Raw genomic sequence first — 22994 nt, forward strand, 5'->3', positions numbered from 1 at the left:
TAGATTGATAATAGTTTCGCTGCTTTCATCAGTCTGATCACCACAGATCTCAAAACGAGTTTCTGGTATCCTTGCGGCGAATTGCTAACAAGAGGCTTCACGTTGTTATGTCAGGTTGGCGTAAAATATATTATAAGTTACTGAATTTACCACTTAAACTGTTGGTAAAAAGCAAGGTAATCCCCGCAGATCCTGTGACTGAACTGGGGTTAGACCCGTCACGTCCAATTTTGTATGTTTTACCTTATAACTCTAAGGCTGATTTGCTGACATTGCGAGCGCAGTGCTTGGCACAAGATCTTCCCGATCCGCTGATTCCTCTGGAAATCGACGGTGCACAGCTTCCAAGTCACGTTTTTATCGATAATGGCCCACGGGTATTTCGCTATTATGCCCCGAAGCAGGAATCGGTAAAATTATTCCACGATTATCTGGATCTGCATCGCAATAATCCTGAGCTGGATATCCAGATGCTGCCGGTATCCGTAATGTTTGGGCGTTCGCCGGGTCGAGAAGGTCACGGTACGCCACATCTGCGCGTACTGAACGGCGTACAAAAATTCTTTGCAGTACTGTGGTTAGGTCGCGATAGCTTTGTGCGATTCTCGACTACCGTCTCCCTGCGCCGCATGGCCAGTGAGCACGGCACTGACAAAACCATCGCCCATAAGCTGGCCAGAGTCGCGCGTATGCACTTCTCTCGTCAACGTTTAGCTGCCGTTGGCCCGAGTCTGCCAGCGCGTCAGGAGCTATTTAAGAAGCTGCTGGCGTCAAAAGCTATCGAAAAAGCGGTGGCTGATGAAGCGCGTGCCAAGAAAATTTCCCACGAGAAAGCGCAGCAGAACGCCATCAATTTGATGGAAGAGATTGCGGCAAACTTCTCTTATGAAGCCGTGCGTTTATCCGATCGCGTGTTGAGCTGGACCTGGAACCGTCTGTATCAGGGTATCAACGTTCATAACGCCGAGCGCGTACGCCAATTGGCACAAGATGGCCACGAAATCGTGTATGTCCCTTGCCATCGTAGCCACATGGACTACCTGTTGTTGTCCTACGTGCTTTATCATCAAGGCCTGGTACCGCCGCACATTGCTGCCGGCATCAACCTGAACTTCTGGCCGGCTGGCCCGATTTTCCGTCGCTTAGGTGCCTTCTTTATTCGCCGTACCTTTAAAGGCAACAAGCTGTATTCCACCGTGTTCCGCGAATATCTAGGTGAACTGTTCACCCGCGGCTATTCCGTTGAATACTTTGTGGAAGGTGGACGCTCACGCACCGGTCGGCTACTGGAACCCAAAACGGGCACCCTGTCGATGACAATACAGGCCATGCTACGCGGCGGCTCCCGCCCTATTACTCTGGTGCCAATTTACATCGGTTACGAGCACGTAATGGAAGTGGGGACTTACGCCAAAGAACTGCGCGGCGCGACCAAAGAGAAAGAAAGCCTGATGCAAATGCTGCGCGGTCTGCGCAAACTCCGCAATTTGGGTCAGGGCTATGTGAACTTTGGCGAACCTTTGCCATTGACCACTTATCTCAACAACAACGTGCCGGACTGGCGTGATTCTATCGATCCAATCGAAGCTCAGCGCCCAAGTTGGCTGACTCCGGCGGTTAACGATTTAGCTGCTCAAATCATGGTTCGTATCAATAATGCCGCAGCGGCTAACGCTATGAACTTATGTTCTACCGCACTGCTGGCATCGCGTCAGCGTTCATTAACTCGCGAGCAACTGTTGGAGCAACTCGATTGCTACCTGCAACTGCTGCGCAATGTGCCTTACGCCAAAGATGTGACCGTGCCGGATAAAACGCCGGACGAGTTGCTGAACCACGCCTTGAAGATGAATAAGTTCGAGGTAGAGAAAGACAACATCGGTGACATCATAATCCTGCCACGAGAGCAGGCGGTGTTAATGACTTACTACCGTAATAATATTCAGCACTTGCTGATGCTGCCGTCACTGATTGCCAGCATGGTGATGTACCATCGCCGTATTACTCGTTCCGAGTTATTACGCAAGATCGGTATGATTTATCCAATGCTGAAAGCCGAGCTTTTCCTGCATTATACCAAGGAAGAACTTGCGCCAACGCTGGATACGATGGTTAACGAACTGGCGCGCCAACAGCTGATTTGCGATAAAGGCAATGAATTAGTGTTGAATCCAGCGCGAATTCGCCCGTTGCAGTTGCTGGCCGCTGGCGTGCGTGAAACGCTACAACGCTACGCAATTACGCTCTCTTTGCTCAGCGCAAACCCAAGTATCAATCGAGGTGCACTGGAGAAAGAGAGTCGCATCATGGCGCAGCGTCTTTCCGTACTGCATGGCATTAACGCGCCGGAATTCTTTGATAAGGCCGTATTCTCCACGCTAGTTGCGACTCTGCGCGAAGAAGGCTATATCAACGATATTGGCGATGCGGTGCAGGAGCATACGCTGGAAGTTTACACTATGCTAAGCAACTTGATGACACCGGAAGTGAAGCTGACGATTGAAAGCGTCAGTATGCCTGCCGAGACGAATCAGTTACCTGCTCCAGATAAACCAGCAGAATAATTTCCAGAGAGCTGAATAAGCAAAGGGCCAGATAATGTCTGGCCCTTTCTATTTGTATCATTTGGGGTTTAATTCAATGACCAATAACTCAACAGAATGCCAAGGAACAGAACCAAACCAACATAATTATTATTCAGAAAAGCCTGGAAACAAGGTTCGCGCTGACGTTTAGCAATCATTTTCTGCTGATGAATAAATAGAGCGCCGGCTAATAAAACTGACCAATAGAACGCCCCGCCTAAATGCATCAGATAACCGATAGCCACCATCAATAACAATGTAGCCAGTTGCAGTAACCCAACGATGAGACGGTCATACTGACCGAATAGAATAGCCGTGGATTTGACGCCAATTTTCAGGTCATCGTCCCGATCTACCATTGCATACAGCGTGTCATAAGCGACGGTCCAGCAAATATTCGCCAACAGCAATAGCCAGCATACTAACGGTAGGCTTTCGCTTACGGCGGCAAAACCCATTGGAATAGACCAGCCAAACGCCGCGCCGAGTACCACCTGTGGCAAGTTGGTTACCCGCTTCATAAAGGGATAAATCCAGGCCAGCACCAGCCCCACGAGAGATAACCAAATGGTCATACTGTTTAAGGTCAGAACCAGCCCGAACGAAATTAGCACCAGTACGCCAAACAGGATTTTGCTTTCTTTTTCGCTCACGGCTCCGCTGGGCAATGGCCGTGAAGCGGTGCGCTTTACGTGTCCATCGATTTTACGATCGGCGAAATCATTCACCACACAGCCTGCGGCACGCATCATAAACACGCCCAGCACGAACACGACCAGAATTTTGGCATCAGGAATACCGCGTCCTGCCAGCCATAACGCCCATAATGTTGGCCACAGTAATAGCAATGAACCAATAGGCTTATCAATTCGCATCAAACGGCAATAGGCGCGCCATTTGCTTTGAAGAACACTTCCATCCAATTTATTTACCTCCCAAATCTTTGGTCATATTCACACCCTGGAAAGCTGATATAACGGTGACGCTGGCAAGAAAACTTCCGTTAGCAACAGGGGTTTCCCAGACAGGCGTAAAAGTGAGCGACGCGCCCAAAGCTTTTCCTGTAACCCGGTTTGGATATAGTCTCGCGTCAGAGCATCGCCGCTGAACAGATAGCGGCCTAGAGGCACCGTCCCCAGATCCACCAGCGCACGATCGGAGCCAGAAAGGGTTTCTTCTGGTACCACCGTCCGCCCCAATAACCAAGGCTGAGCATCACCGTACAAAATAACTTCTCGCAACCAGTAACGCTGGCTTACCGGCAAATGCTCTGCTTCTTCACCCAGTTCATCGCGAGTAATAAAACATTCCAGCTTTGGTTCGATATGTACCCGTTGGCAATGTTGCTCAAAACGGCGGGTCATCGACCCCAACTCCATCAGCCAATCGGCAATATCGGCACTGAGATTAGGCTGCTCAATAGAACGCCATTGAATAGGTTTTAGAATTGATACCTCGCCGTGTGACATTCGGCTCGCTCCCGCCGGGGATACATCTGGCTCCCCGCAATTGGTCAACATGCGGCTATTGTAGCGCAGAAAGCTCTTGGGGTAACACGTCGAGTAGCATCTGATGATCATAACGACAACAGTGAGTTAACTGCGTCACATTCGCACAATGCATAAGGTAAATTGATTTAATTAAGAGAAATAAGGTTGAGGAAGGAAAGAACGCGATAACCCTCATAAATCATCGCCAAAGATGTCGCAGATAAAATCAGTCGGGGTATACATTCGTGCGCGAACTAAATCGTGCGCAAACTAAATTCCACACGCACAGTAACAGCCATCATCAATACCAAAGTGTAGCGAACAGAGTCAATTTGGGTACGGACAGCGCGGAAAAATCGGAGCATACACGAAGTACGTGAAGATTCTGAGCACAGCCCAATGCTAAAATGGCAAAGCGCAGTCGCCCCCATAGACCACAAAGAAAAAAGGTGCGCCACGGCGCACCAATCATCCAGCCACATACGGCAGCGCTGGGTATCTAGCCCTTGCCTTTGACGCTGCCAATAAAGGTTTGACGCGCGGAGGTTGAGCCTAGTTTTTCCGCTTCATTCAGCAGTTTCAGCGCTTTATCCACATCGCCCGCTTTTATCGCATCTTTGATCGCCTGATTGAAATAGCTTTCGGTATCGTTAAGCATTGGCTCGGTCGGTTTACTCACCGGAGCCGGTACTGCTGCCACTACGGGCTGAGTATTTCCGACCACGACTGGTGCGGGCGCGGCTGGCTGAGTGAAGCCAATCATAATGTTGCCCATGCTTTGTTCCGCAGTGGCTTTAATTTTCAGCACGCCAGTCGGCGCATGAGTGGCGATAGGATCGGGAATATTCGGTACTGCGTTACCTACGCCTTGGGCATAGGCTTTGGCCGGATCGAGCAGTTGGGTCGTTTTTGCCAGATCCTGTTTGGTGGTGTACACCAGCAAGTAGATTTGTTTTTGGCCTAATGCCGGCGTCAGTTTCAGTACACCTTCAAGGCGGTCGAAACTCATGATTCCGGCTTTTTCATAGGTAAAATAGCTGGCTGGATAGTAGGCCGCCGGGCGCATTTGTTCGTCCAGCACCACGACGCTTGGGGAGTAGAGTTTATTATCCACCACCTGACTACTCAGCGTGATTTCCATCGAACCGCGATCGGCTGGCAACGCGAAAGCGGCTACCGCTCCTTCAATTTCACCCTGAGAGATATGCGGGCTGGCGTTGGTCAGTTTGATTTCCTGCGACGCCGGTGGAACCAACGGTTGCCACGGTAAGCTTTGTAAAGTCGATGGACTAATGCTCGGTGCAACCGAAACATTGGCCGGAGAAATAGTGGAAGTGGCCTGCACTGCCAGCGGCGCAGTCAAACCCAAGGCCAGAGACAAACAGAGTGACAGCAGATTCTTTTTCATTGTTATACCCTCATAGATTGAGCGTCAGCGCTAACTCCGCACGGGCAAGGTCGGCAAAGTTAACCAATCCATAACCCTTTATCTTTCAATCGACTGTAAGGTGGCGATGTGAAATCTATCGGGTTATCACTTGATCTTGTTTTAAAAAATCAAACAGCCGCCCCGAAGGACGGCTGCGTCACTGCTGTTACCACCAGGCTTCGAATTGTGCGCCGAAGGTCACTTCGTTGCTTTTACCACGGCTATCGGTGCCGATTGTGCCGTTCTGCGCTAAACCGAGGTCAGGACTGTTTTTAACGTTATTGTAGCCCCATTTCTCATCCCAGTTTGCATAGGTTGCAAACACGCGGATGGCCGGACGAGACCAGATGCTATCCCCAGCCTGCCATTGTTGAGCCAGAGTCAGTTTGTACTGCCCGTTACGGTCGCCGGTACGCTGAGACTTCACGTTGTCGTAGCCCGCTTCCAGTAAGGTGCTCATGATCGGCGTCCATTTGTACATTGGGCGCACGCCCACGCTGTACCAAGTGGTGCCGTTTTTGTTATCCCAATCGGTATCCTGGTATAACGCGACGTACATCATGTCCCATTTTTCAGCCAGATTAATGGCACCGTGGTCAATAATACGCAGCATACTGCCGTTGTTATTCACCAGAGAGCCCTGTGAGTGGCCGCTGTTCCATGAGGTCATCGAATCGGTGGCGTACTGAACCACAAATTTGTTAAAGCCGCCGAACATGCTTTGAGTATGTTCCGCCGTCAGCAAGACGCCATCTTTGGTCGCATCTTGTGCCAATGCATAACCTTCCTGAGTATTAGCGCGACCGTAGTCCACACCGAACTCAAGCGTACCGCCTGGGTTGGTTTCCAATCCGGCTAAACGCACGTCAAATACGTCATTAATGGTTTTATCTGCGTCTTTACGCTGATTGTCGATCCAAGCGCTGGAGCCACCGGCTTCAGAGTTACGGGTTGCGGCCAAAGACAACTTACCGAAGCCCAGATCGATGTTTTCCAAACCTGCACCTGGGCCGGAGATATCCCAGTAGTAGAAGTCGATCATGTGAACGTCATGACGTTGATAGAAGCGTTTACCTGCCCACATGGTGGAGCCCGGCAACCATTCGATCAGATTCTTACCCTGCACGTTGGCTTCACGGAAAGCGGGATCCGTTGATTCCCAATCGTCACGCTGTGATACGGAATAGGCTACGTTGGTGTCGAAGTAGAAGCTTTTATCCCCTTCTTTCCACAGTTCCTGGCCTAATTTGATTTCCGCATAGGTTTCACATTCGTTGCCCAAACGGTATTTAGTTTGAGCGCCGGTGGTTTTGAAACATTGTTGCTCACCGCCGCTTCCTGTCCAACCGATACCAGAACGAGCATAACCGTGGAAATCTACGGCCATCGCTTGTGTTGACAGAACACCAGCGGCAACAGCCAGTGCTATCGGTAACTTGCGCAGAGTAGTCATCAGAAATCTCCTGTTTAATTTGCCTAACGGCGTGCGTGCTTTACATTCACTGTCAGTAGACGCCCGGTTCTTGATGCAACCGTTTACACGCAGAACCATCTTCACGGAACAGATGACAGCGATAAGGCGGCAGCCCGATGGCGAATGTTGCACCTTCTTCTACCAGCACCACGTCGTTCTGGCGGTAAACCAGGTTCTGACGTATTGCGGGGATTTGGATATGAATCTGTGTTTCATTGCCCAGTTGCTCTACTACCTGAATCGGGCCTTCCAGCGTGACTTCCGATTCGCTACTTGGCAGCAGATGCTCAGGTCGAATACCCAGCGACATATTGGCGCCGACCTGAACACGATCGCCTTCCACCGGTAGCCAGACCAACTGGCGGTTCGGTAGCTCAATTTGTACCTGACGAGGCTCAACGGCGGTCACTTTCACTGGAAGGAAATTCATTTTTGGCGAGCCGATAAAACCGGCGACAAAGCGGTTGGCCGGATAGTGATATAGCTCCAGCGGTTTACCCACCTGCGCCACATTACCGGCATCTAACACCACAATTTTATCTGCCAGCGTCATGGCTTCGACCTGATCGTGCGTAACGTAAATCATGGTGCGTTGCAGGCGCTTGTGAAGTCGGGAAATCTCAATGCGCATCTGCACCCGCAGCGCGGCGTCCAGGTTGGATAAGGGTTCGTCCAACAGGAACACGTCCGGTTCAGCCACCAGCGTACGACCAATAGCGACTCGCTGACGTTGCCCACCGGACAAGGCTTTTGGTCGACGATCCAATAGGTGCGCCAGTTGCAGCACTTCAGCAACCTGATTGACTCGCTGGTTAATTTCAGTTTTTTTGGCACCGGCCAGCTTCAGGCCAAAAGACATGTTTTCCGCCACCGACAGATGGGGATAGAGTGCGTAAGACTGGAATACCATGCCGATCCCGCGTTCTGCGGGCGGTACTTCATTCATCCGTTTACCGCCGATCAACAGCTCGCCTGCGGTGATATCCTCAAGACCGGCAATCATGCGCAATAGCGTTGATTTCCCACAGCCTGACGGACCGACAAACACTACAAATTCACCATCTTCGATCTCCAGATTGACGTCTTTGGAGATCACGACCTCACCAAAGGCCTTATAAACGCCGCTTAGCGTTACGTTAGCCATGCGTTACTCCTTTGCTTGCGCAAACAACTTTTTCATGTGAATCCGATTGAAGAAAAATGGCGGAAGCAAAACCCGGCATAACCCAGCGATGACTCCCAGCACTCTGATGACTTTCTCTCTGCGCGCCGTGCCGCCATGCCACTGGCAAGGTTGCCTCGGACGGCGTCGCCGTCTGAGTATAAGGCTGCAAATTAATCAGCGCCTCAACACATTGATCTTGCTGGGTAATAAATAATCTGATTACGCCATTCTGCTGGCTGATTTCAGCCAGTTGCCCTTGTTGAATTACCGACTGACGGCGTAGAGCCAGCAAGGTTTGGCAGAAGCGTAGGGTGGAATCAGGATCCTGCTGCTGGCGGCTGATGGCCATAGCGCGATGTTCAATGGCCACACGCTGATACCAATGAATTTCTCCGGCCGTCGCCTGCTCTGGCGCTTCATGCCACGGCATCGGCGTCTGTGCACCTTGAGGTTCCTGTAGCGAGGCGGCATGAGGCAAGCCCAGCTCTTCCCCTTGGTACAGAGCTATAGGTGCGGGCAATAGCGCCAGCAAGGTAAGAAAAGCGTCCGCGGAACGAAGATCTCCCTGCCCCCAGTTGCTCACCACCCTTGGCCGCTCAGCGTCGCCGGTGCTCCACACGGACTGAGAAAGCGTGGCTCGACGCTCGGCCAATACCGCCACCAGTTTTTCCGAACTGAAGGGCACTACCTGCTGAGCCAAGGCGCCTTGCAATAGCGGTTGCTGTAACGCCTCAGAGCCTGTCTTGGTCTGTGGGTTAATCCACACAGCCAGACCTTGCTCAGCTAACCGCTGGGCCGTCTGCTCGCAGGGTTGCATATCCTGTGGCACCACCAGCCCATCAATCGATAAGGCATTCAGATAAGTCAGTGCTCCTAACAGGCCGCGATAATCCCCCATACCGTCGCCGTTTCCGTCACGGAAACTGATCGGGTGAACCCGATACAACGTAGGATGAGGAACGGCACGCGCTGGCAACATAGTCCTGGCCCTGCAAACAGTGGTTAAAATTGATGCTGTTGATACTGCGGGAGTGCCGCAATTTGGTAATCATCCGTAACAAAGTTTTTCATGGGGGAGGAGATGGGAGGATGAGAGAGGTAAGGGGGTAAGCGAAAGTTCCCACCGAAAGACAAATTCGTGATCCTGCTTACAAATTTCGACCGGTATTTTTGTGGCTAACCCCACAGAATAGGCAGCAGTGTTAACTGGGTCACAATAACCTTGTCGGGGGCGTAGAAGGGGGGAGGATGAGACTGTGTCCGGTTGTGACCCAATATGACAGCGTACTAAATTGCAGCGCACCCACATTATGACGCTGTCGCTGCCACCTCGCACTGTGACTCACAGCTACCCGATAAGCGGCTATTGATTCACACGAAAGTCGGTGCCCACAAAATTGGATAAAAGGATTGGATTATGACTCACAGTTTCATGAAGTCTGGCGTTGGTAAGACCGCTCGAGTCCTGGCGCTTTCCGCGCTGACCACGCTGGTACTTTCCTCTTCCGCTTTTGCCAAAATTGAAGAAGGTAAGCTGGTTATCTGGATCAATGGCGATAAAGGCTATAACGGTCTGGCAGAAGTGGGTAAAAAATTCGAGAAAGATACTGGTATTAAAGTCACTATCGAACATCCAGATAAACTGGAAGAGAAATTCCCGCAGGTTGCGGCCACTGGCGACGGTCCTGACATTATCTTCTGGGCTCACGACCGTTTCGGCGGCTACGCGCAATCCGGCCTGCTGGCCGAAGTCCATCCATCCAAAGCCTTCCAAGACAAACTGTTCCCATTCACTTGGGACGCGGTGCGTTTCAACGGTAAGCTGATCGCTTACCCAATCGCGGTGGAAGCGCTGTCGCTGATTTATAACAAAGACATTATTAAAGACGCGCCGAAAACTTGGGAAGAAATCCCCGCGCTGGATAAAGAACTGCGGGCCAAAGGCAAAAGTGCCATCATGTGGAACCTGCAAGAACCCTACTTCACCTGGCCGGTTATTGCCGCTGACGGCGGTTATGCCTTCAAGTTTGAAAACGGCATCTATAACGTGAAAGACGTCGGCGTTAACAATGCCGGAGCCAAAGCTGGCCTACAATTCATCGTCGATCTGGTGAAAAACAAGCATATCAATGCCGATACTGACTACTCCATCGCAGAAGCCGCTTTTAACAAAGGCCAAACCGCGATGACCATCAACGGCCCGTGGGCATGGTCAAATATCGACAAGAGTAAAATCAACTACGGCGTCACGCTATTACCGACTTTCCACGGCCAGCCGTCTAAACCTTTCGTCGGAGTATTAAGTGCCGGTATCAACGCCGCCAGCCCGAATAAAGAGTTAGCCACTGAATTCCTGGAAAACTACCTGTTGACCGACCAAGGCTTGGCTGAAGTCAATAAAGACAAGCCGCTGGGCGCCGTGGCACTGAAATCCTTCCAGGAGCAACTGGCGAAAGATCCGAAGATTGCCGCCACCATGGATAACGCCACTAAAGGCGAAATCATGCCGAATATCCCGCAGATGAGTGCATTCTGGTATGCCACTCGCAGCGCGGTATTGAACGCAATCAATGGTCGCCAAACTGTAGAAGCCGCATTGAACGATGCCGCGGCTCGTATTACCAAGTAACGGCTCTGCTCGTTAAAGGGGCACGGAGTCCGTGCCCTGATAAATTCTTCACGTCAGATCGCAGTGCTGTAGTCGCCACAGAATGGCCAAATAGTCACAAAAGGGACCCGTTATGCAGTTATCCCAAACCGAAAATTATGGACGCAAAAAGAAAGTCGCCTGGTGGCAGAGTGATGCGCTGAAGTGGCTGGCGATTGGCCTTATCAGCCTGTTTACCTGCTATCTGATCATATTAATGTATGCGCAAGGTGAATATCTTTTTGCCATAGTGACGCTGATTCTGGTTAGTCTTGGGCTGTACGTGTTTGCCAATCGTCGCGCCTATGCTTGGCGCTATGTTTACCCCGGCGTGGCCGGTATGGGGCTATTCGTCCTGTTCCCGCTGATTTGTACCATCGCCATTGCCTTTACCAATTACAGCAGTACCAACCAGTTAACCTTTGAGCGGGCGCAATCCGTATTAATGGATCGTCAGTTCCAGACCGGAAAAACCTACGGCTTCGGCCTCTATCCTGCGGGCGATCAATGGCGTTTACAACTCACCACGCCGGATAGCGATCAACCTTTGATATCTGAGCCTTTCAGCCTCGATGGGCTGAGCGAGCAGCGAATTAACGTCGCTCCGGCCAACGCTGAAGCTCAGGGTGAACGCGCCTCTTTGCGAGTGATTACCCAAAACCGTCAGGCGCTAAACCAATTGGTTGCGGTATTGCCTGATGGCGGCGAACTGCGCATGAGTTCACTGCGCCAATTCGCCGGAACCAGCCCGCTGTATGCGCTTGGTGCAGACGGCAAAGAGCTGATTAATAAGCAAACAGGCGTTATTTACCGACCCAATATTGCAGAAGGCTTTTATCAAGCCGTCAACGCCGATGGTCAGTGGGAAAATGAAAAACTCAGCCCCGGCTTTACCGTCACTATTGGCTGGAAAAACTTCCTGCGCGTGCTGCACGATGAAGGCATCCAAAAACCGTTTATCTCAATCTTTATCTGGACCATTATTTTCTCGGTTCTGAGCGTGACCTTTACCGTCGCCGTGGGCATGGTACTGGCATGCGTCGTGCAATGGGACGCATTGAAAGGCAAAGCAATTTACCGAGTGATGCTGATTCTGCCCTATGCGGTACCCTCCTTTATCTCCATTTTGATTTTCAAAGGGTTATTCAACCAAAGCTTCGGTGAAATCAACCTGATGCTGAGCCATCTGTTTGGTATCAAACCGGCGTGGTTTAACGATCCTCTGACCGCCAAGAGCATGATTTTAATCGTCAATACTTGGCTGGGTTATCCCTACATGATGATTCTATGCATGGGATTATTGAAAGCCATCCCTGACGATTTATACGAGGCTTCCGCAATGGACGGCGCCGGGCCGTGGCAGAACTTCACCAAAATCACCTTCCCACTGCTGATAAAACCGCTCACGCCCCTGATGATCGCTAGTTTTGCCTTTAACTTTAACAACTTCGTATTGATTCAGTTATTAACTAACGGCGGCCCGGACATGATCGGCACCACGACGCCTGCGGGGTACACGGACTTGCTGGTCAACTACACCTACCGAATCGCCTTTGAAGGCGGCGGCGGGCAGGACTTCGGCCTCGCGGCGGCAATTGCCACCCTGATTTTCATATTGGTAGGCGCGTTAGCGATACTGAATCTGAAAGCCAGCAAAATGAATTTTGATTAAGGAGGAGATGCAGATGGCCATGGTTCAACCTAAATCCCAGCGTTTGCGTCTATTGGGCACCCATTTTCTGATGCTCTGCTTTATCGCGCTGATTATGTTCCCGTTATTGATGGTTATTGCCATTTCACTGCGACCTGGTAATTTTGCTACCGGCAGCCTGATTCCCGACCAGATCTCGTGGGAGCACTGGAAGCTGGCATTGGGGATGAGCGTGACTCACGCCGATGGCAGCGTGACGCCGCCGCCATTCCCCGTAATGTTGTGGTTGTGGAACTCCATTAAGATCGCAGTGATTACCGCCGCCGGTATTGTCACTCTTTCCACCACCTGCGCCTATGCCTTTGCTCGTATGCGTTTCAAAGGAAAAAGTAGCCTATTGAAAGGGATGCTGATTTTTCAGATGTTCCCTGCGGTATTGTCACTGGTTGCGCTGTATGCGTTGTTTGACCGACTCGGCCAATATTTACCGTTTATTGGACTGAATACCCATGGCGGCGTGATTTTTGCCTATATGGGCGGCATCGCGCTGCACGTTTGGACCATTAAAGGCTATTTTGAAACCATCGATAACTCGCTGGAAGAAGCCGCCGCGCTGGATGGTGCGACGCCGTGGCAAGCATTCCGATTGGTGCTGCTGCCGTTGTCGGTGCCAATTCTGGCGGTGGTATTTATCCTATCGTTTATTGCCGCCATTACCGAAGTGCCGGTGGCCTCTCTATTGCTGCGAGATGTGAACAGTTACACGCTAGCGGTCGGAATGCAGCAATATCTCAACCCACAAAACTATCTGTGGGGTGATTTCGCTGCGGCGGCAGTCCTGTCGGCCATTCCAATTACCGCAGTGTTCCTACTGGCACAGCGCTGGTTGGTGGGCGGATTAACCGCTGGCGGGGTGAAAGGTTAGCCAGAATCGTTTTGCTGGTGCAGGTGTCTGTGTCGGGTGACTGCACCAGTAGGTTACAAAGCATGCCACTGCTTACTTTGCTGTAATTTCCTCTGGTACTGTGTCTTTATGGCGGCCTATATGGCCGCCATTTTTTATGCCTACTCTTGGTTTACTCTCGTTTTAGCCGCTCGGTATTGGCCAGATATAACGTCACCACCAACAGCAGAATTGACGCCGAATACATCAGCGTATCAATAGGATTCTCGTGATCGACAATAATCAGCCGGATAATGGCGGTTATTCCGATATAGATAAAATAGCGTAATGGGAAGTGATAACCTGATTCAAAGTACTTCACTATCAACGCGATAAATTCGAAGTACAGGAAGTAGATCACTATTCCTTCGATCAATTTATAGGATGAGGTTTCCTGATTGTTGGTAAACAAAACCTGCCCAAGATGAAACGTCTCTTTAATCAGAAAGACCACCAAAATAGCGGCCAACGCGATCAAACCAACGTTTAATAAACGCTGTAGATTTTTAGCTATCCATTGAGAACGCGAATTTTTCGCCATAAATACACCCAGAGAAAATAAGGAAACAGTCTGAGGCTAGCACAAGGCCCAGCTTCGGACCGAAAAAAGGCCCCTTACATCAGTAAGAGGCCAATAATAAGCACGGATCAATGAGCTTTAGCGCTCTAGCTTAACGCCAGTTCTTGAAACGGTTAATCAACGCATTGGTTGAACTATCGTGGCTGGTTACCGGCACATCATCCGCCAGCTCAGGCAGAATGCGGTTAGCCAGCTGTTTGCCCAGTTCTACACCCCATTGGTCGAAAGTGAAGATGTTCAGGATAGCGCCTTGAGTAAAGATTTTGTGCTCATACAGAGCAATCAACATCCCTAAGCTAAACGGAGTCATTTCGCGCAACAGGATGGAGTTGGTTGGACGGTTGCCTTCAAAGACTTTGAACGGAGCAACGTGTGCCACTTGCTCCGGCGTTTTGCCTGCGGCGGCAAATTCGGCTTCCACTTCTGCCAGCGATTTACCGAAAGCCAAAGCTTCGGTTTGCGCGAAGAAGTTAGACAGCAGCTTAGCGTGATGGTCGCTCAGCGGATTATGGCTGATAGCTGGCGCGATGAAATCACAAGGAACCAATTTAGTGCCCTGATGAATCAACTGGTAGAACGCATGCTGACCGTTGGTGCCCGGCTCGCCCCAGATGATTGGGCCCGTTTGGTAATCAACTGGATTGCCATTACGATCCACATACTTACCGTTAGATTCCATGTTTCCCTGCTGGAAGTAAGCCGGGAAACGATGCATATACTGGTCATACGGCAGAATTGCTTCGGTTTCTGCGCCGAAGAAATTGTTGTACCAGATGCCGATCAGTGCCAACAGAACCGGAAGGTTTTTCTCTGCTGGAGTTTCGGCAAAATGACGGTCCATGGCATGAGCACCGCTCAGCAACTGCTCGAAATTCTCGAATCCAACGGACAGAGCAATAGACAAGCCGATAGCAGACCATAGTGAATAACGGCCACCAACCCAGTCCCAGAACTCGAACATATTGTCGGTATCAATACCAAATTCGGCTACGGCTTTACCATTAGTAGACAACGCAGCAAAGTGTTTTGCCACATGCGCTTCGTCCTGCGCAGTTGCCAGGAACCAGTCGCGAGCGCTGTGCGCATTGGTCATGGTTTCTTGAGTAGTGAAGGTTTTAGATGCGACCAGGAACAGCGTGGTTTCCGGGTTCAGCGGTTTCAACGCTTCGGCCATATGGGTGCCGTCAACGTTGGAAACAAAATGCATATTGAGGTGATTTTTGTACGGACGTAGCGCTTCGGTCACCATGTAAGGGCCGAGGTCTGAGCCGCCGATACCGATGTTCACTACGTCGGTAATAGCTTTACCGGTGTAACCTTTCCATTCGCCGCCGATCACGCGGTCACAGAACTGTTTCATTTTAGCCAGCACCGCGTTCACTTCTGGCATCACGTCTTTACCATCGACCAGAATCGGGGTGTTGCTGCGGTTACGCAGGGCAACGTGCAGTACGGCGCGATCTTCGGTACGGTTAATTTTTTCACCGGAGAACATGGATTTAATCGCACCGGCCAGATCGGTCTCTTTTGCCAGAGCTTGGAGTTTTTCCATGGTTTCAGTGGTAATGCGGTTTTTTGAAAAATCTACCAGCATCTGGTCGTCAAAAGTGGCAGAGAATTTCTCAAAACGCTGCTTGTCCTCGGCAAACAGATCGCGGATTTGCACATCTTTCATCTGTTCAAAGTGTTGTTCTAACGCTTTCCAGGCAGCGGTTTGACTAGGATTTACATTTTTCATAGCGACGCTCTTCTAGGCTTAAGGATAATGAAACGAATGCGTTAATTGTATCCTGTTAACCTGTGATTGAGATCTCTTTTCTTGCGATAGGTAATAACTCTCGCTCAGAAAAAATCCCCTTTCCCTTTTTAAGGACAAAGTTCCTATACTTCAGGATAACAACCTGTTACTGAGGTTGTGTAACTGTCACAGGTATGTGGCAGATTAAAACATACCCACTTTTGCTTAAGATTAAAAAGGTTGTCGCTATGGAATTATCTCCCCCGCTAATGTTGGTGGTGATTGGTCTGAGTTCATTATTGGCGCAGTGGGTCGCCTGGTTATTACGTTTACCGGCGATTCTTCCGCTGTTATTGATGGGCATCGTACTTGGCCCGCTGGTGCACTGGGTACAACCCGATTTGCTGTTTGGTGATTTGCTGTTCCCACTGGTTTCCCTGTCCGTTGCCATCATTTTATTTGAAGGCGCGTTAACTCTGCGAGTGGAAGAGATTCGCGGCTTGGGCGGCGTGGTACGCAATCTGGTTACCGTGGGAATGTTGGTGACATTTTCGGTTATCAGTGTGGCCTGTTGGTGGCTACTGAATTTCCCTCCTGAGCTGGCCGCGCTAATCGGAGCCGTCACCGTGGTAACCGGTCCGACGGTTATTGCTCCGTTAATGCGAGTGGTTCGCCCAAAATCTACGATTAATCAGGTGCTACGCTGGGAAGGGATTGTCATCGACCCGGTTGGAGCAATATTCACCCTGCTGGTCTTTGAATTTATTGTCCTCAAACAGAATGCCGAATCTTACACTCACCTGTTCTGGACGCTGGGTATTACCGCCGCCGTGGGTCTCATCGCCGGTGCGCTATTTGGCTATTTATTAGGATTGGCGCTGCGCCGCGTCTGGCTACCTCGCTATCTGCAAAACCTAGCGGTATTGGCAATTATGCTGGCCGCATTTGGTATTTCTAACGCTATTGCCGATGAATCCGGCCTGCTTACCGTCACGGTAATGGGCATCTGGCTGGCAAATATGCGAGATGTCGATACCAGCGATATTCTGGCTTTCAAGGAAGAATTATCTGCGATTCTGATTTCCGCTCTGTTTATTATTCTAGCGGCGCGGTTGGATATTCATGCTCTATGGAGCATGGGTTGGCCGCTACTGATTTTACTGGCGGTAGTGCAGTTTATTGCTCGTCCGTTGTGTATCGCCGTTTCGACCTGGCGATCCAGCCTCCATTGGCGCGACCGTCTGCTGCTGTGCTGGATCGCTCCGCGAGGTATTGTCGCGGCGGCGGTCAGCTCATTATTCGCCCTAACTTTACAGCGTAATGGCTACGAAGGAGCGGATAAGCTGGTTACGGTGGTTTTCGCGATTATTATCGGCACCGTCGTGCTGCAAAGCCTGACCAGTGGAATGATGGCACGCTGGCTGCGAGTTCAGCAGCAGAAGCCGCGCGGCGTACTGATTGTCGGTGCCAATAGCGTGGCACGCATGCTGGCGCAGGCGTTGCTTAAACTGAATCTTCCCGTGCTGGTCACTGATAGCAGTTGGGAATATTACCGCTTGGCGCGTATGGAAGGCATTCCGGCCTATTATGGTCACGCTTACTCAGAACATGCTGAAAACTATCTCGATTTGAGCGAAACCGCGCAGGTTTTGGCGCTCTCTCCCAATCGCCACCAGAATGCGCTAGCGGTGTACCATTTTGGTCACATCTTTGGCGATAACCATGTGTTCGCCATTCGTTCCGGAACGCTACAGAAAGGGCGAACCAATGCAGAAAGTAGCCGATTCCGCCGCCACGAAGTGCTGTTCGCACCAGAAGCCACTTATGGCCGCTTAAGCAGCCTGATTGCCAAAGGTGCCACCATCAAAGCGACCAAACTCAGTGAAAACTTTGGCTGGCTGGAATATCTGGAGAAACATCAGGGCATTATTCCACTATTTTATCAGCGGGAAGACGGCACTTTGCAGCCAATTAGTGCCGGCGTGGCTCCTGCGGTGCCCTGTACTCTGATAGCCTTGGTACAGGACGATAACTCATTGGCAACCCGCTGATTACCCGATAAATCACTTCACCCAGAGGGAAGGCCAAGCGTCTTCCCTTTTTATTATAAGATTGACGAATAAGCGCTCGATCAGAAAAAAAATTATTGTTAACAATTGGTGACATCGTTGGGAAAATCGCAGTTTTGCAGATAATCCCAATATATTGCCCTCGCCACGCCACAGATTCCCCCAATACGCTAAAAACCGACAGTATGCAGGTGAAAAAACCTCATTGTGCCGCCGTTGACAGCGGCCCGAGAACCCGTTATTCCTAAACACCTACTTACGCAGCATTGCGTAAGCCAGAAGAGGTGCGTCGCCCAGGTAGAGTGTCGGAGGAGCCGTAATCCGCTGAAGACATTTGAGGGGGAGCGACGCCGAGACGTGATGACTTCGGCTATCACCACGTCGACTACAGGGGCTGAATCCCTTGGGTTGTCACCGGAAACCGTTCATTTAGAATGGTTCGCAAGGTGGAGCGCTTCTGGGTGTACCCTAGCGTAATTCTTATGCTTGTGCCCCCTGTCTCCCGCTCTTCCCTTGTGCCAAGGCTTATGTATTTAGATGACCACCCTGCGCGGTGCATCCCTGACACGAGGTTTTTTAGATGATTCATGCAGCACCCCAACAGGCTACCATCGTCGCCAAATTTGGTGGAACCAGCGTCGCCGATTTTACCGCTATGAGCCGCAGCGCTGACGTGGTTCTGTCTAATCCCGATGTTCGCTTGGTCATTCTCTCGGCCTCTGCCGGTATTACTAATCTGTTGGTCGCCCTTGCCGAAGGTTGCGAGCCAGAACAACGCGCCTTTCATCTGGATGAAATTCGCCGTATTCAATATGCCATTCTCGATAACCTGAAGGAATCCAGCGTAGTACGTGATGAAATTGATCGCATGCTGGAAAATATCGCCATGTTGTCCGAAGCCGCCAGCCTAGCGACATCCACCGCGCTGACGGACGAATTGGTTAGCCACGGCGAGCTGATGTCTACGCTGCTGTTCGTTGAAATCATTCGCCAACGCAACGTTGCCGTTGAATGGTTCGACGTGCGTAAAGTGATGCGCACCAATGATCGCTTTGGTCGAGCAGAACCGGATACTCAAGCATTGGCTGAGCTGGCTCGAGCGCAGTTGGCACCGCGTCTGGCCGAAGCCATTATTGTCACCCAAGGCTTTATCGGCAGCGAAGCTAAAGGCCGCACCACCACTCTAGGCCGAGGCGGCAGCGACTACACCGCCGCATTACTCGGTGAAGCGTTGAGCCTCAGCCGCGTTGATATCTGGACTGACGTTCCCGGCATTTACACGACGGATCCGCGTGTGGTGCCTCAGGCTCAGCGCATCGATAAAATCGCCTTTGAAGAAGCCGCTGAAATGGCGACTTTTGGCGCTAAAGTCTTACATCCCGCCACCTTATTGCCCGCCGTTCGCAGCGATATTCCCGTGTTTGTTGGTTCGAGTAAAGATCCGGCCGCCGGTGGCACTTTAGTCTGCAATAAAACCGAAAATCCGCCGCTGTTCCGCGCGCTGGCATTACGTCGTAAACAAACGCTGGTGACCTTACACAGCCTGAATATGCTTCACGCTCGCGGTTTTCTAGCAGAGGTTTTCAATATTCTGGCGCGCCACAATATTTCCGTTGATTTGATCACGACTTCTGAGGTCAGCGTGGCGCTAACGCTGGATACCACTGGATCCACGTCGACCGGCGAAAGTCTGCTGACCACGTCTTTACTGACTGAGCTCTCCTCCCTCTGTCGGGTGGAAGTCGAGGAAAACCTGGCTCTGGTGGCAATTATCGGCAATCAGCTTTCTCAGGCTTACGGCGTTGGAAAAGAAGTATTCGGCGTTTTAGACCCATTCAATATTCGTATGATTTGCTACGGTGCCAGCAGCAACAATCTGTGCTTCTTGGTTCCCGGCGACGATGCCGAACAAGTAGTCAAAACCCTGCACCATAATCTGTTCGAATAAATAATAACAATCAGCCGGGTGGATACCGCCCGGTACCTTCCCTGCACAACATCACCCGATAACAGGACATCGCTATGCTTGCCAAAGTCACTCGCTTGTTCCCGCTCTGGGCGGTTTTGCTGTCTATCGCCGCCTATTACACCCCCCACACCTTTACGCCAATCGGCCCCTATATTGGCCCATTACTCATGCTAATCATGTTTGCCATGGGCGTAACGCTGCGGTTAGAAGACTTTAAACGCGTGCTTTCGCGGCCTGCCCCGGTCGCTGCGGCGACTTTTTTGCATTATCTGATTATGCCGCTGACGGCCTGGATACTGGCAATGCTATTCCGAATGCCGCCAGATCTTTCCGCTGGGATGGTTTTGGTAGGCAGCGTCGCCAGCGGAACGGCATCCAACGTTATGATTTATCTGGCCAAAGGTGATGTGGCTTTATCTGTCACTATTTCTGCGGTTTCAACGTTGGTTGGCGTATTCGCTACGCCGCTACTCACCCGTTTATACGTCGATGCCACAATCAGCGTAGACGTAATCGGTATGCTGAAAAGCATCCTGCAAATCGTTGTCATTCCGATAGCTGCCGGATTGGTTATCCATCACTGTTTTACCAAGACAATTAAACGTATTGAACCCTATCTGCCCGCCCTCTCCATGGTTTGCATTCTTACCATCATCAGCGCTGTAGTTGCGGGTAGTCAGGGACATATTGCATCTGTTGGCTTCGTGGTGATTCTTGCCGTTATTTTGCATAACGGGATTGGCTTGCTCAGTGGCTATTGGGGCGGAAAACTATTCGGCTTTGACGAATCAACTTGCCGCACATTGGCTATTGAAGTTGGTATGCAAAACTCAGGGCTAGCGGCCACATTAGGCAAAATTTACTTCTCTCCCTTGGCTGCGCTTCCGGGGGCTCTTTTCTCCGTCTGGCACAATCTTTCCGGTTCTCTCCTCGCCGGTTATTGGTCAGGACGAGCAATCAAAAAAGCCGTATCAAACGATAAATCAACTAAATAGAGCTGTCGCACTCGATAGGTTTCGGGTGCGTTCTCGATCTAAATACAAAAACTTACGCGCGTTTGCCTTAAATGTCCTCTACGAAATTTCACATTCCCCCCTGCACGGGTTGTCAGTTATTCCCATTTCCCCTATTATCCACCCATAGAAACGAGTTAGGATTCTTCTGACTGCAAAGAATAAGATTAATAGTAAAAACAAAGTTAATCTTTATAAGAAATAATAATACTTACTTTTTAATTTTTACAAATTTTACAAACACCATGGAATTAATCCTTCTAAAAAAAGACATTCCATTAAGTCATTCCACGCATTTAATAAGTCATTAATTATCTACGCCAACATCGCAGATAAAGACCACCTAAATAAAGGTGAACTGACGCTTCAAGCCATTTTAGGCTTCTCTGTTATTTGCTATTTAACCTTTTCGGGCAGAGGTAGTCTTGCCCCGACGTATTAAATAAAGGACAGAAACAGTACCAACGTCTTTATATGGCGTAACAGACTGTTTCTAATAATAGGATTAGATGATTAAACGATACTCTGTGTTTTTTTTGCTTTTGAGCGCCAGCGCTCAGGGGAATACTTTGCCTAATATGGGTGACTTCTCCCCTATGAGCGAATCTCGTCGTGCATTGCAGGATAGCTCGCGTACCGTGCATGAAATAATGGATGAACGTCGCTACCAACAATTAAAGAAACAAAAGCTGTTGGATTCAGAAGCTAAAATGCACCACATGGCTTTGCCTATGTCGGCACAGTGTCTACCGATCAATGGTGTTTATTTACGCGGCGTTACTCTATTTAAAAAAAGTGATTTAGAATCGCTCACTGCTCTACCTAAAAATTGCATCAGTAGTAACGATATTAATCAACTTACCCGCGAGATCACGCATTTATATATAAGCAAAGGTTATGTTACTGCTAGGGTTCAATTTATCCAGCCTAATCAGGATGGTGAACTAGGCATTAATATTACCGAAGGCTTTATTGAGAAAATCACCGGTGGCGACCACTGGGTTAATAGCGATTTATTGTTTCCTGATTTAGTCGGAAAACCGCTTAATCTGACGCAGCTTGATCAAGGATTAGATCAGGCGAACAGGTTGCAATCCAATACAACTAAATTAGATATTTTACCCGGTAAAAAAGACGGTGGTTCTATTGTGCGATTGAACAATGTACATACCAAATCATGGCTTTTGTCCGGAAGTATGGATAATTACGGCCAGAAAAACACCGGGAAATGGCTGGCTCGAACATCGGCTAGTTATGATAGTCCATTTGGTTTATCTGACTTCGTTAGCTTAAATATCAGCGGCACATTAAAAGATCCGCAGCAGCGCTATAGCCGTGCCTACACCATGCTGTATTCCATACCTTACGGTGCCTGGACATTTAGCGGATTTGCCAGTTTCTCTGATTATTTAAATCATCAGAAACTAGCGATTAATACCGTTAAATTAGACGGAAATACAAAACAATACGGCCTGCGTACCGATTATGTGTTTCACCGCGATCAAGACCAGATTGACTCACTGAGCGCACAACTTACCTACAAAAACGTTAATAACTATTTTGAGTCATCCAAGCTACATATCAGTAGCCCAACGCTGACGGTGCTGGAATTGGGTGCCAGCCATATGCAAATTCTACCGCGCGGCCTGTTTAGCCTGAATGCCACGGTAGAGCAAGGCATGCCGTGGTTTGGCTCAGAGCGCAGTAGTGGCCGCAAACCTGCCGGTTATCCGGATGCACAGTTTACCAAAGCCAAGGTTTTCGCCAGTTTAAGCCAGCGCTTCAACCTGTTTGATAACCCGTACCAATTGACCAACTCGTTCTACGGTCAGCACAGCAAAAACTCTTTACCGGGCGTGGAATGGATTAGCCTGACTGACCGCAGCGCAGTCCGCGGCTTTAGTCATAATACCCTTTCCGGCGATAACGGTTGGTATCTGCAAAATACGCTGTCTCGCACGATTCCAGTGGGTAATACCACTTTTACCCCACGTTTAGGGGCAGATGTAGGACGAGTACAGGCACGTCATAGTCAGCAAAGCTGGCAAAGCAGCGCAGGTCTCAGCGCCGGAGTGACCTTCCGTTATCAAGGCTCATTAATTGATGTGGAAGCCAGCCGTGGCTGGATTCTTTCCGAACACAAAACCCCCGTTGATCCGGTACAGGTTCTGGCCCGTTTCTCGTACACCTTTTAACGACCCTTTTATTGATTAATAACACCCGTGGTTAACGTTATAAAAA

General features: G+C 50.1%; 16 protein-coding genes and 1 riboswitch. Of the genes, 8 read left to right on the forward strand and 8 right to left on the reverse strand.

Annotated elements, in window-relative coordinates; genetic code table 11:
- Nucleotides 1–107 precede the first annotated feature (107 nt).
- Nucleotides 108–2564: a glycerol-3-phosphate 1-O-acyltransferase PlsB gene (gene plsB / locus AD970_RS08945; protein WP_049598054.1), complete on the forward strand. Its 2457-nt coding sequence runs from the start codon at nt 108–110 to the stop codon at nt 2562–2564.
- Nucleotides 2565–2632: 68 nt separating this feature from the next.
- Here the strand turns inward: plsB and ubiA are convergent, their stop codons facing one another.
- From ubiA to AD970_RS20545, 6 genes are all read right to left on the reverse strand, one after another.
- Nucleotides 2633–3508 carry a 4-hydroxybenzoate octaprenyltransferase gene (gene ubiA, locus AD970_RS08950; RefSeq protein ID WP_049598055.1) on the reverse strand — a complete coding sequence of 292 codons (876 nt, stop codon included), beginning with the start codon at nt 3506–3508 and terminating at the stop codon, nt 2633–2635.
- Between the two features lie 30 nt (nt 3509–3538).
- A complete protein-coding gene (gene ubiC / locus AD970_RS08955; RefSeq protein ID WP_049598056.1) occupies nt 3539–4054 on the reverse strand; it encodes a chorismate lyase in 516 nt (171 codons plus the stop codon).
- Nucleotides 4055–4574: 520 nt separating this feature from the next.
- Complete coding sequence (gene malM, locus AD970_RS08960; protein WP_049598058.1) at nt 4575–5483, reverse strand: maltose operon protein MalM; 909 nt, start codon at nt 5481–5483, stop codon at nt 4575–4577.
- Between the two features lie 187 nt (nt 5484–5670).
- On the reverse strand, nt 5671–6957 hold the full coding sequence (locus tag AD970_RS08965) for a maltoporin (RefSeq protein ID WP_049598060.1): 1287 nt from the start codon (nt 6955–6957) through the stop codon (nt 5671–5673).
- A gap of 52 nt (nt 6958–7009) precedes the next feature.
- Nucleotides 7010–8122, reverse strand: coding sequence for a maltose/maltodextrin ABC transporter ATP-binding protein MalK (gene malK / locus AD970_RS08970; RefSeq protein ID WP_049598063.1), 1113 nt, complete (start codon nt 8120–8122; stop codon nt 7010–7012).
- On the reverse strand, nt 8115–9122 hold the full coding sequence (locus AD970_RS20545; protein ID WP_157045489.1) for an alpha-amylase family glycosyl hydrolase: 1008 nt from the start codon (nt 9120–9122) through the stop codon (nt 8115–8117). Before AD970_RS20545 ends, malK begins: the two co-directional genes overlap by 8 nt.
- Nucleotides 9123–9560: 438 nt before the next feature.
- On the opposite strand from AD970_RS20545, the gene malE reads away from it, so the two are divergent.
- From malE to malG, 3 genes are all read left to right on the forward strand, one after another.
- Complete coding sequence (gene malE, locus AD970_RS08980; protein WP_049598064.1) at nt 9561–10772, forward strand: maltose/maltodextrin ABC transporter substrate-binding protein MalE; 1212 nt, start codon at nt 9561–9563, stop codon at nt 10770–10772.
- 112 nt (nt 10773–10884) lie between these two features.
- On the forward strand, nt 10885–12462 hold the full coding sequence (gene malF, locus AD970_RS08985) for a maltose ABC transporter permease MalF (RefSeq protein ID WP_049598066.1): 1578 nt from the start codon (nt 10885–10887) through the stop codon (nt 12460–12462).
- Between the two features lie 13 nt (nt 12463–12475).
- Complete coding sequence (malG, locus tag AD970_RS08990) at nt 12476–13366, forward strand: maltose ABC transporter permease MalG (protein ID WP_049598118.1); 891 nt, start codon at nt 12476–12478, stop codon at nt 13364–13366.
- Nucleotides 13367–13517: 151 nt separating this feature from the next.
- Here the strand turns inward: malG and psiE are convergent, their stop codons facing one another.
- Together psiE and pgi are read right to left on the reverse strand one after the other, a co-directional pair.
- Entirely contained in the window at nt 13518–13925 is a 408-nt protein-coding gene (gene psiE, locus AD970_RS08995) for a phosphate-starvation-inducible protein PsiE (protein ID WP_049598068.1), read from the reverse strand.
- A 130-nt stretch (nt 13926–14055) separates the two neighbouring features.
- The gene (gene pgi, locus AD970_RS09000; RefSeq protein WP_049598070.1) at nt 14056–15702 is read right to left on the reverse strand and encodes a glucose-6-phosphate isomerase; all 1647 of its coding nucleotides are present in this window, start codon (nt 15700–15702) and stop codon (nt 14056–14058) included.
- A 248-nt stretch (nt 15703–15950) separates the two neighbouring features.
- On the opposite strand from pgi, the gene AD970_RS09005 reads away from it, so the two are divergent.
- The 4 genes from AD970_RS09005 (at nt 15951) to AD970_RS09020 (ending at nt 22948) form a co-directional block, all read left to right on the forward strand.
- On the forward strand, nt 15951–17753 hold the full coding sequence (locus AD970_RS09005) for a cation:proton antiporter (RefSeq protein WP_049598071.1): 1803 nt from the start codon (nt 15951–15953) through the stop codon (nt 17751–17753).
- A gap of 289 nt (nt 17754–18042) precedes the next feature.
- Nucleotides 18043–18236: riboswitch (Lysine riboswitch) on the forward strand.
- A 115-nt stretch (nt 18237–18351) separates the two neighbouring features.
- Nucleotides 18352–19719: a lysine-sensitive aspartokinase 3 gene (gene lysC, locus AD970_RS09010; protein WP_049598073.1), complete on the forward strand. Its 1368-nt coding sequence runs from the start codon at nt 18352–18354 to the stop codon at nt 19717–19719.
- A gap of 74 nt (nt 19720–19793) precedes the next feature.
- On the forward strand, nt 19794–20735 hold the full coding sequence (gene panS / locus AD970_RS09015) for a ketopantoate/pantoate/pantothenate transporter PanS (protein ID WP_049598074.1): 942 nt from the start codon (nt 19794–19796) through the stop codon (nt 20733–20735).
- Nucleotides 20736–21262: 527 nt separating this feature from the next.
- The gene (locus AD970_RS09020) at nt 21263–22948 is read left to right on the forward strand and encodes a ShlB/FhaC/HecB family hemolysin secretion/activation protein (RefSeq protein ID WP_049598077.1); all 1686 of its coding nucleotides are present in this window, start codon (nt 21263–21265) and stop codon (nt 22946–22948) included.
- Nucleotides 22949–22994: the final 46 nt, after the last annotated feature.

Origin of the sequence: Yersinia nurmii (genome assembly GCF_001112925.1) — a bacterium.
GTDB classification, from domain to species: Bacteria; Pseudomonadota; Gammaproteobacteria; order Enterobacterales; family Enterobacteriaceae; genus Yersinia; species Yersinia nurmii.

Excerpts from the sequence above, each read along its gene's own strand:
- plsB (WP_049598054.1), top strand. The coding sequence starts at position 108 with ATGTCAGGTTGGCGTAAAATATATTATAAGTTACTGAATTTACCACTT.
- ubiC (WP_049598056.1), bottom strand. The coding sequence starts at position 4,054 with ATGTCACACGGCGAGGTATCAATTCTAAAACCTATTCAATGGCGTTCT.
- malM (WP_049598058.1), bottom strand. The coding sequence starts at position 5,483 with ATGAAAAAGAATCTGCTGTCACTCTGTTTGTCTCTGGCCTTGGGTTTG.
- AD970_RS08965 (WP_049598060.1), bottom strand. The coding sequence starts at position 6,957 with ATGACTACTCTGCGCAAGTTACCGATAGCACTGGCTGTTGCCGCTGGT.
- malK (WP_049598063.1), bottom strand. The coding sequence starts at position 8,122 with ATGGCTAACGTAACGCTAAGCGGCGTTTATAAGGCCTTTGGTGAGGTC.
- AD970_RS20545 (WP_157045489.1), bottom strand. The coding sequence starts at position 9,122 with ATGTTGCCAGCGCGTGCCGTTCCTCATCCTACGTTGTATCGGGTTCAC.
- malE (WP_049598064.1), top strand. The coding sequence starts at position 9,561 with ATGACTCACAGTTTCATGAAGTCTGGCGTTGGTAAGACCGCTCGAGTC.
- malF (WP_049598066.1), top strand. The coding sequence starts at position 10,885 with ATGCAGTTATCCCAAACCGAAAATTATGGACGCAAAAAGAAAGTCGCC.
- malG (WP_049598118.1), top strand. The coding sequence starts at position 12,476 with ATGGCCATGGTTCAACCTAAATCCCAGCGTTTGCGTCTATTGGGCACC.
- psiE (WP_049598068.1), bottom strand. The coding sequence starts at position 13,925 with ATGGCGAAAAATTCGCGTTCTCAATGGATAGCTAAAAATCTACAGCGT.
- pgi (WP_049598070.1), bottom strand. The coding sequence starts at position 15,702 with ATGAAAAATGTAAATCCTAGTCAAACCGCTGCCTGGAAAGCGTTAGAA.
- AD970_RS09005 (WP_049598071.1), top strand. The coding sequence starts at position 15,951 with ATGGAATTATCTCCCCCGCTAATGTTGGTGGTGATTGGTCTGAGTTCA.
- lysC (WP_049598073.1), top strand. The coding sequence starts at position 18,352 with ATGATTCATGCAGCACCCCAACAGGCTACCATCGTCGCCAAATTTGGT.
- panS (WP_049598074.1), top strand. The coding sequence starts at position 19,794 with ATGCTTGCCAAAGTCACTCGCTTGTTCCCGCTCTGGGCGGTTTTGCTG.
- AD970_RS09020 (WP_049598077.1), top strand. The coding sequence starts at position 21,263 with ATGATTAAACGATACTCTGTGTTTTTTTTGCTTTTGAGCGCCAGCGCT.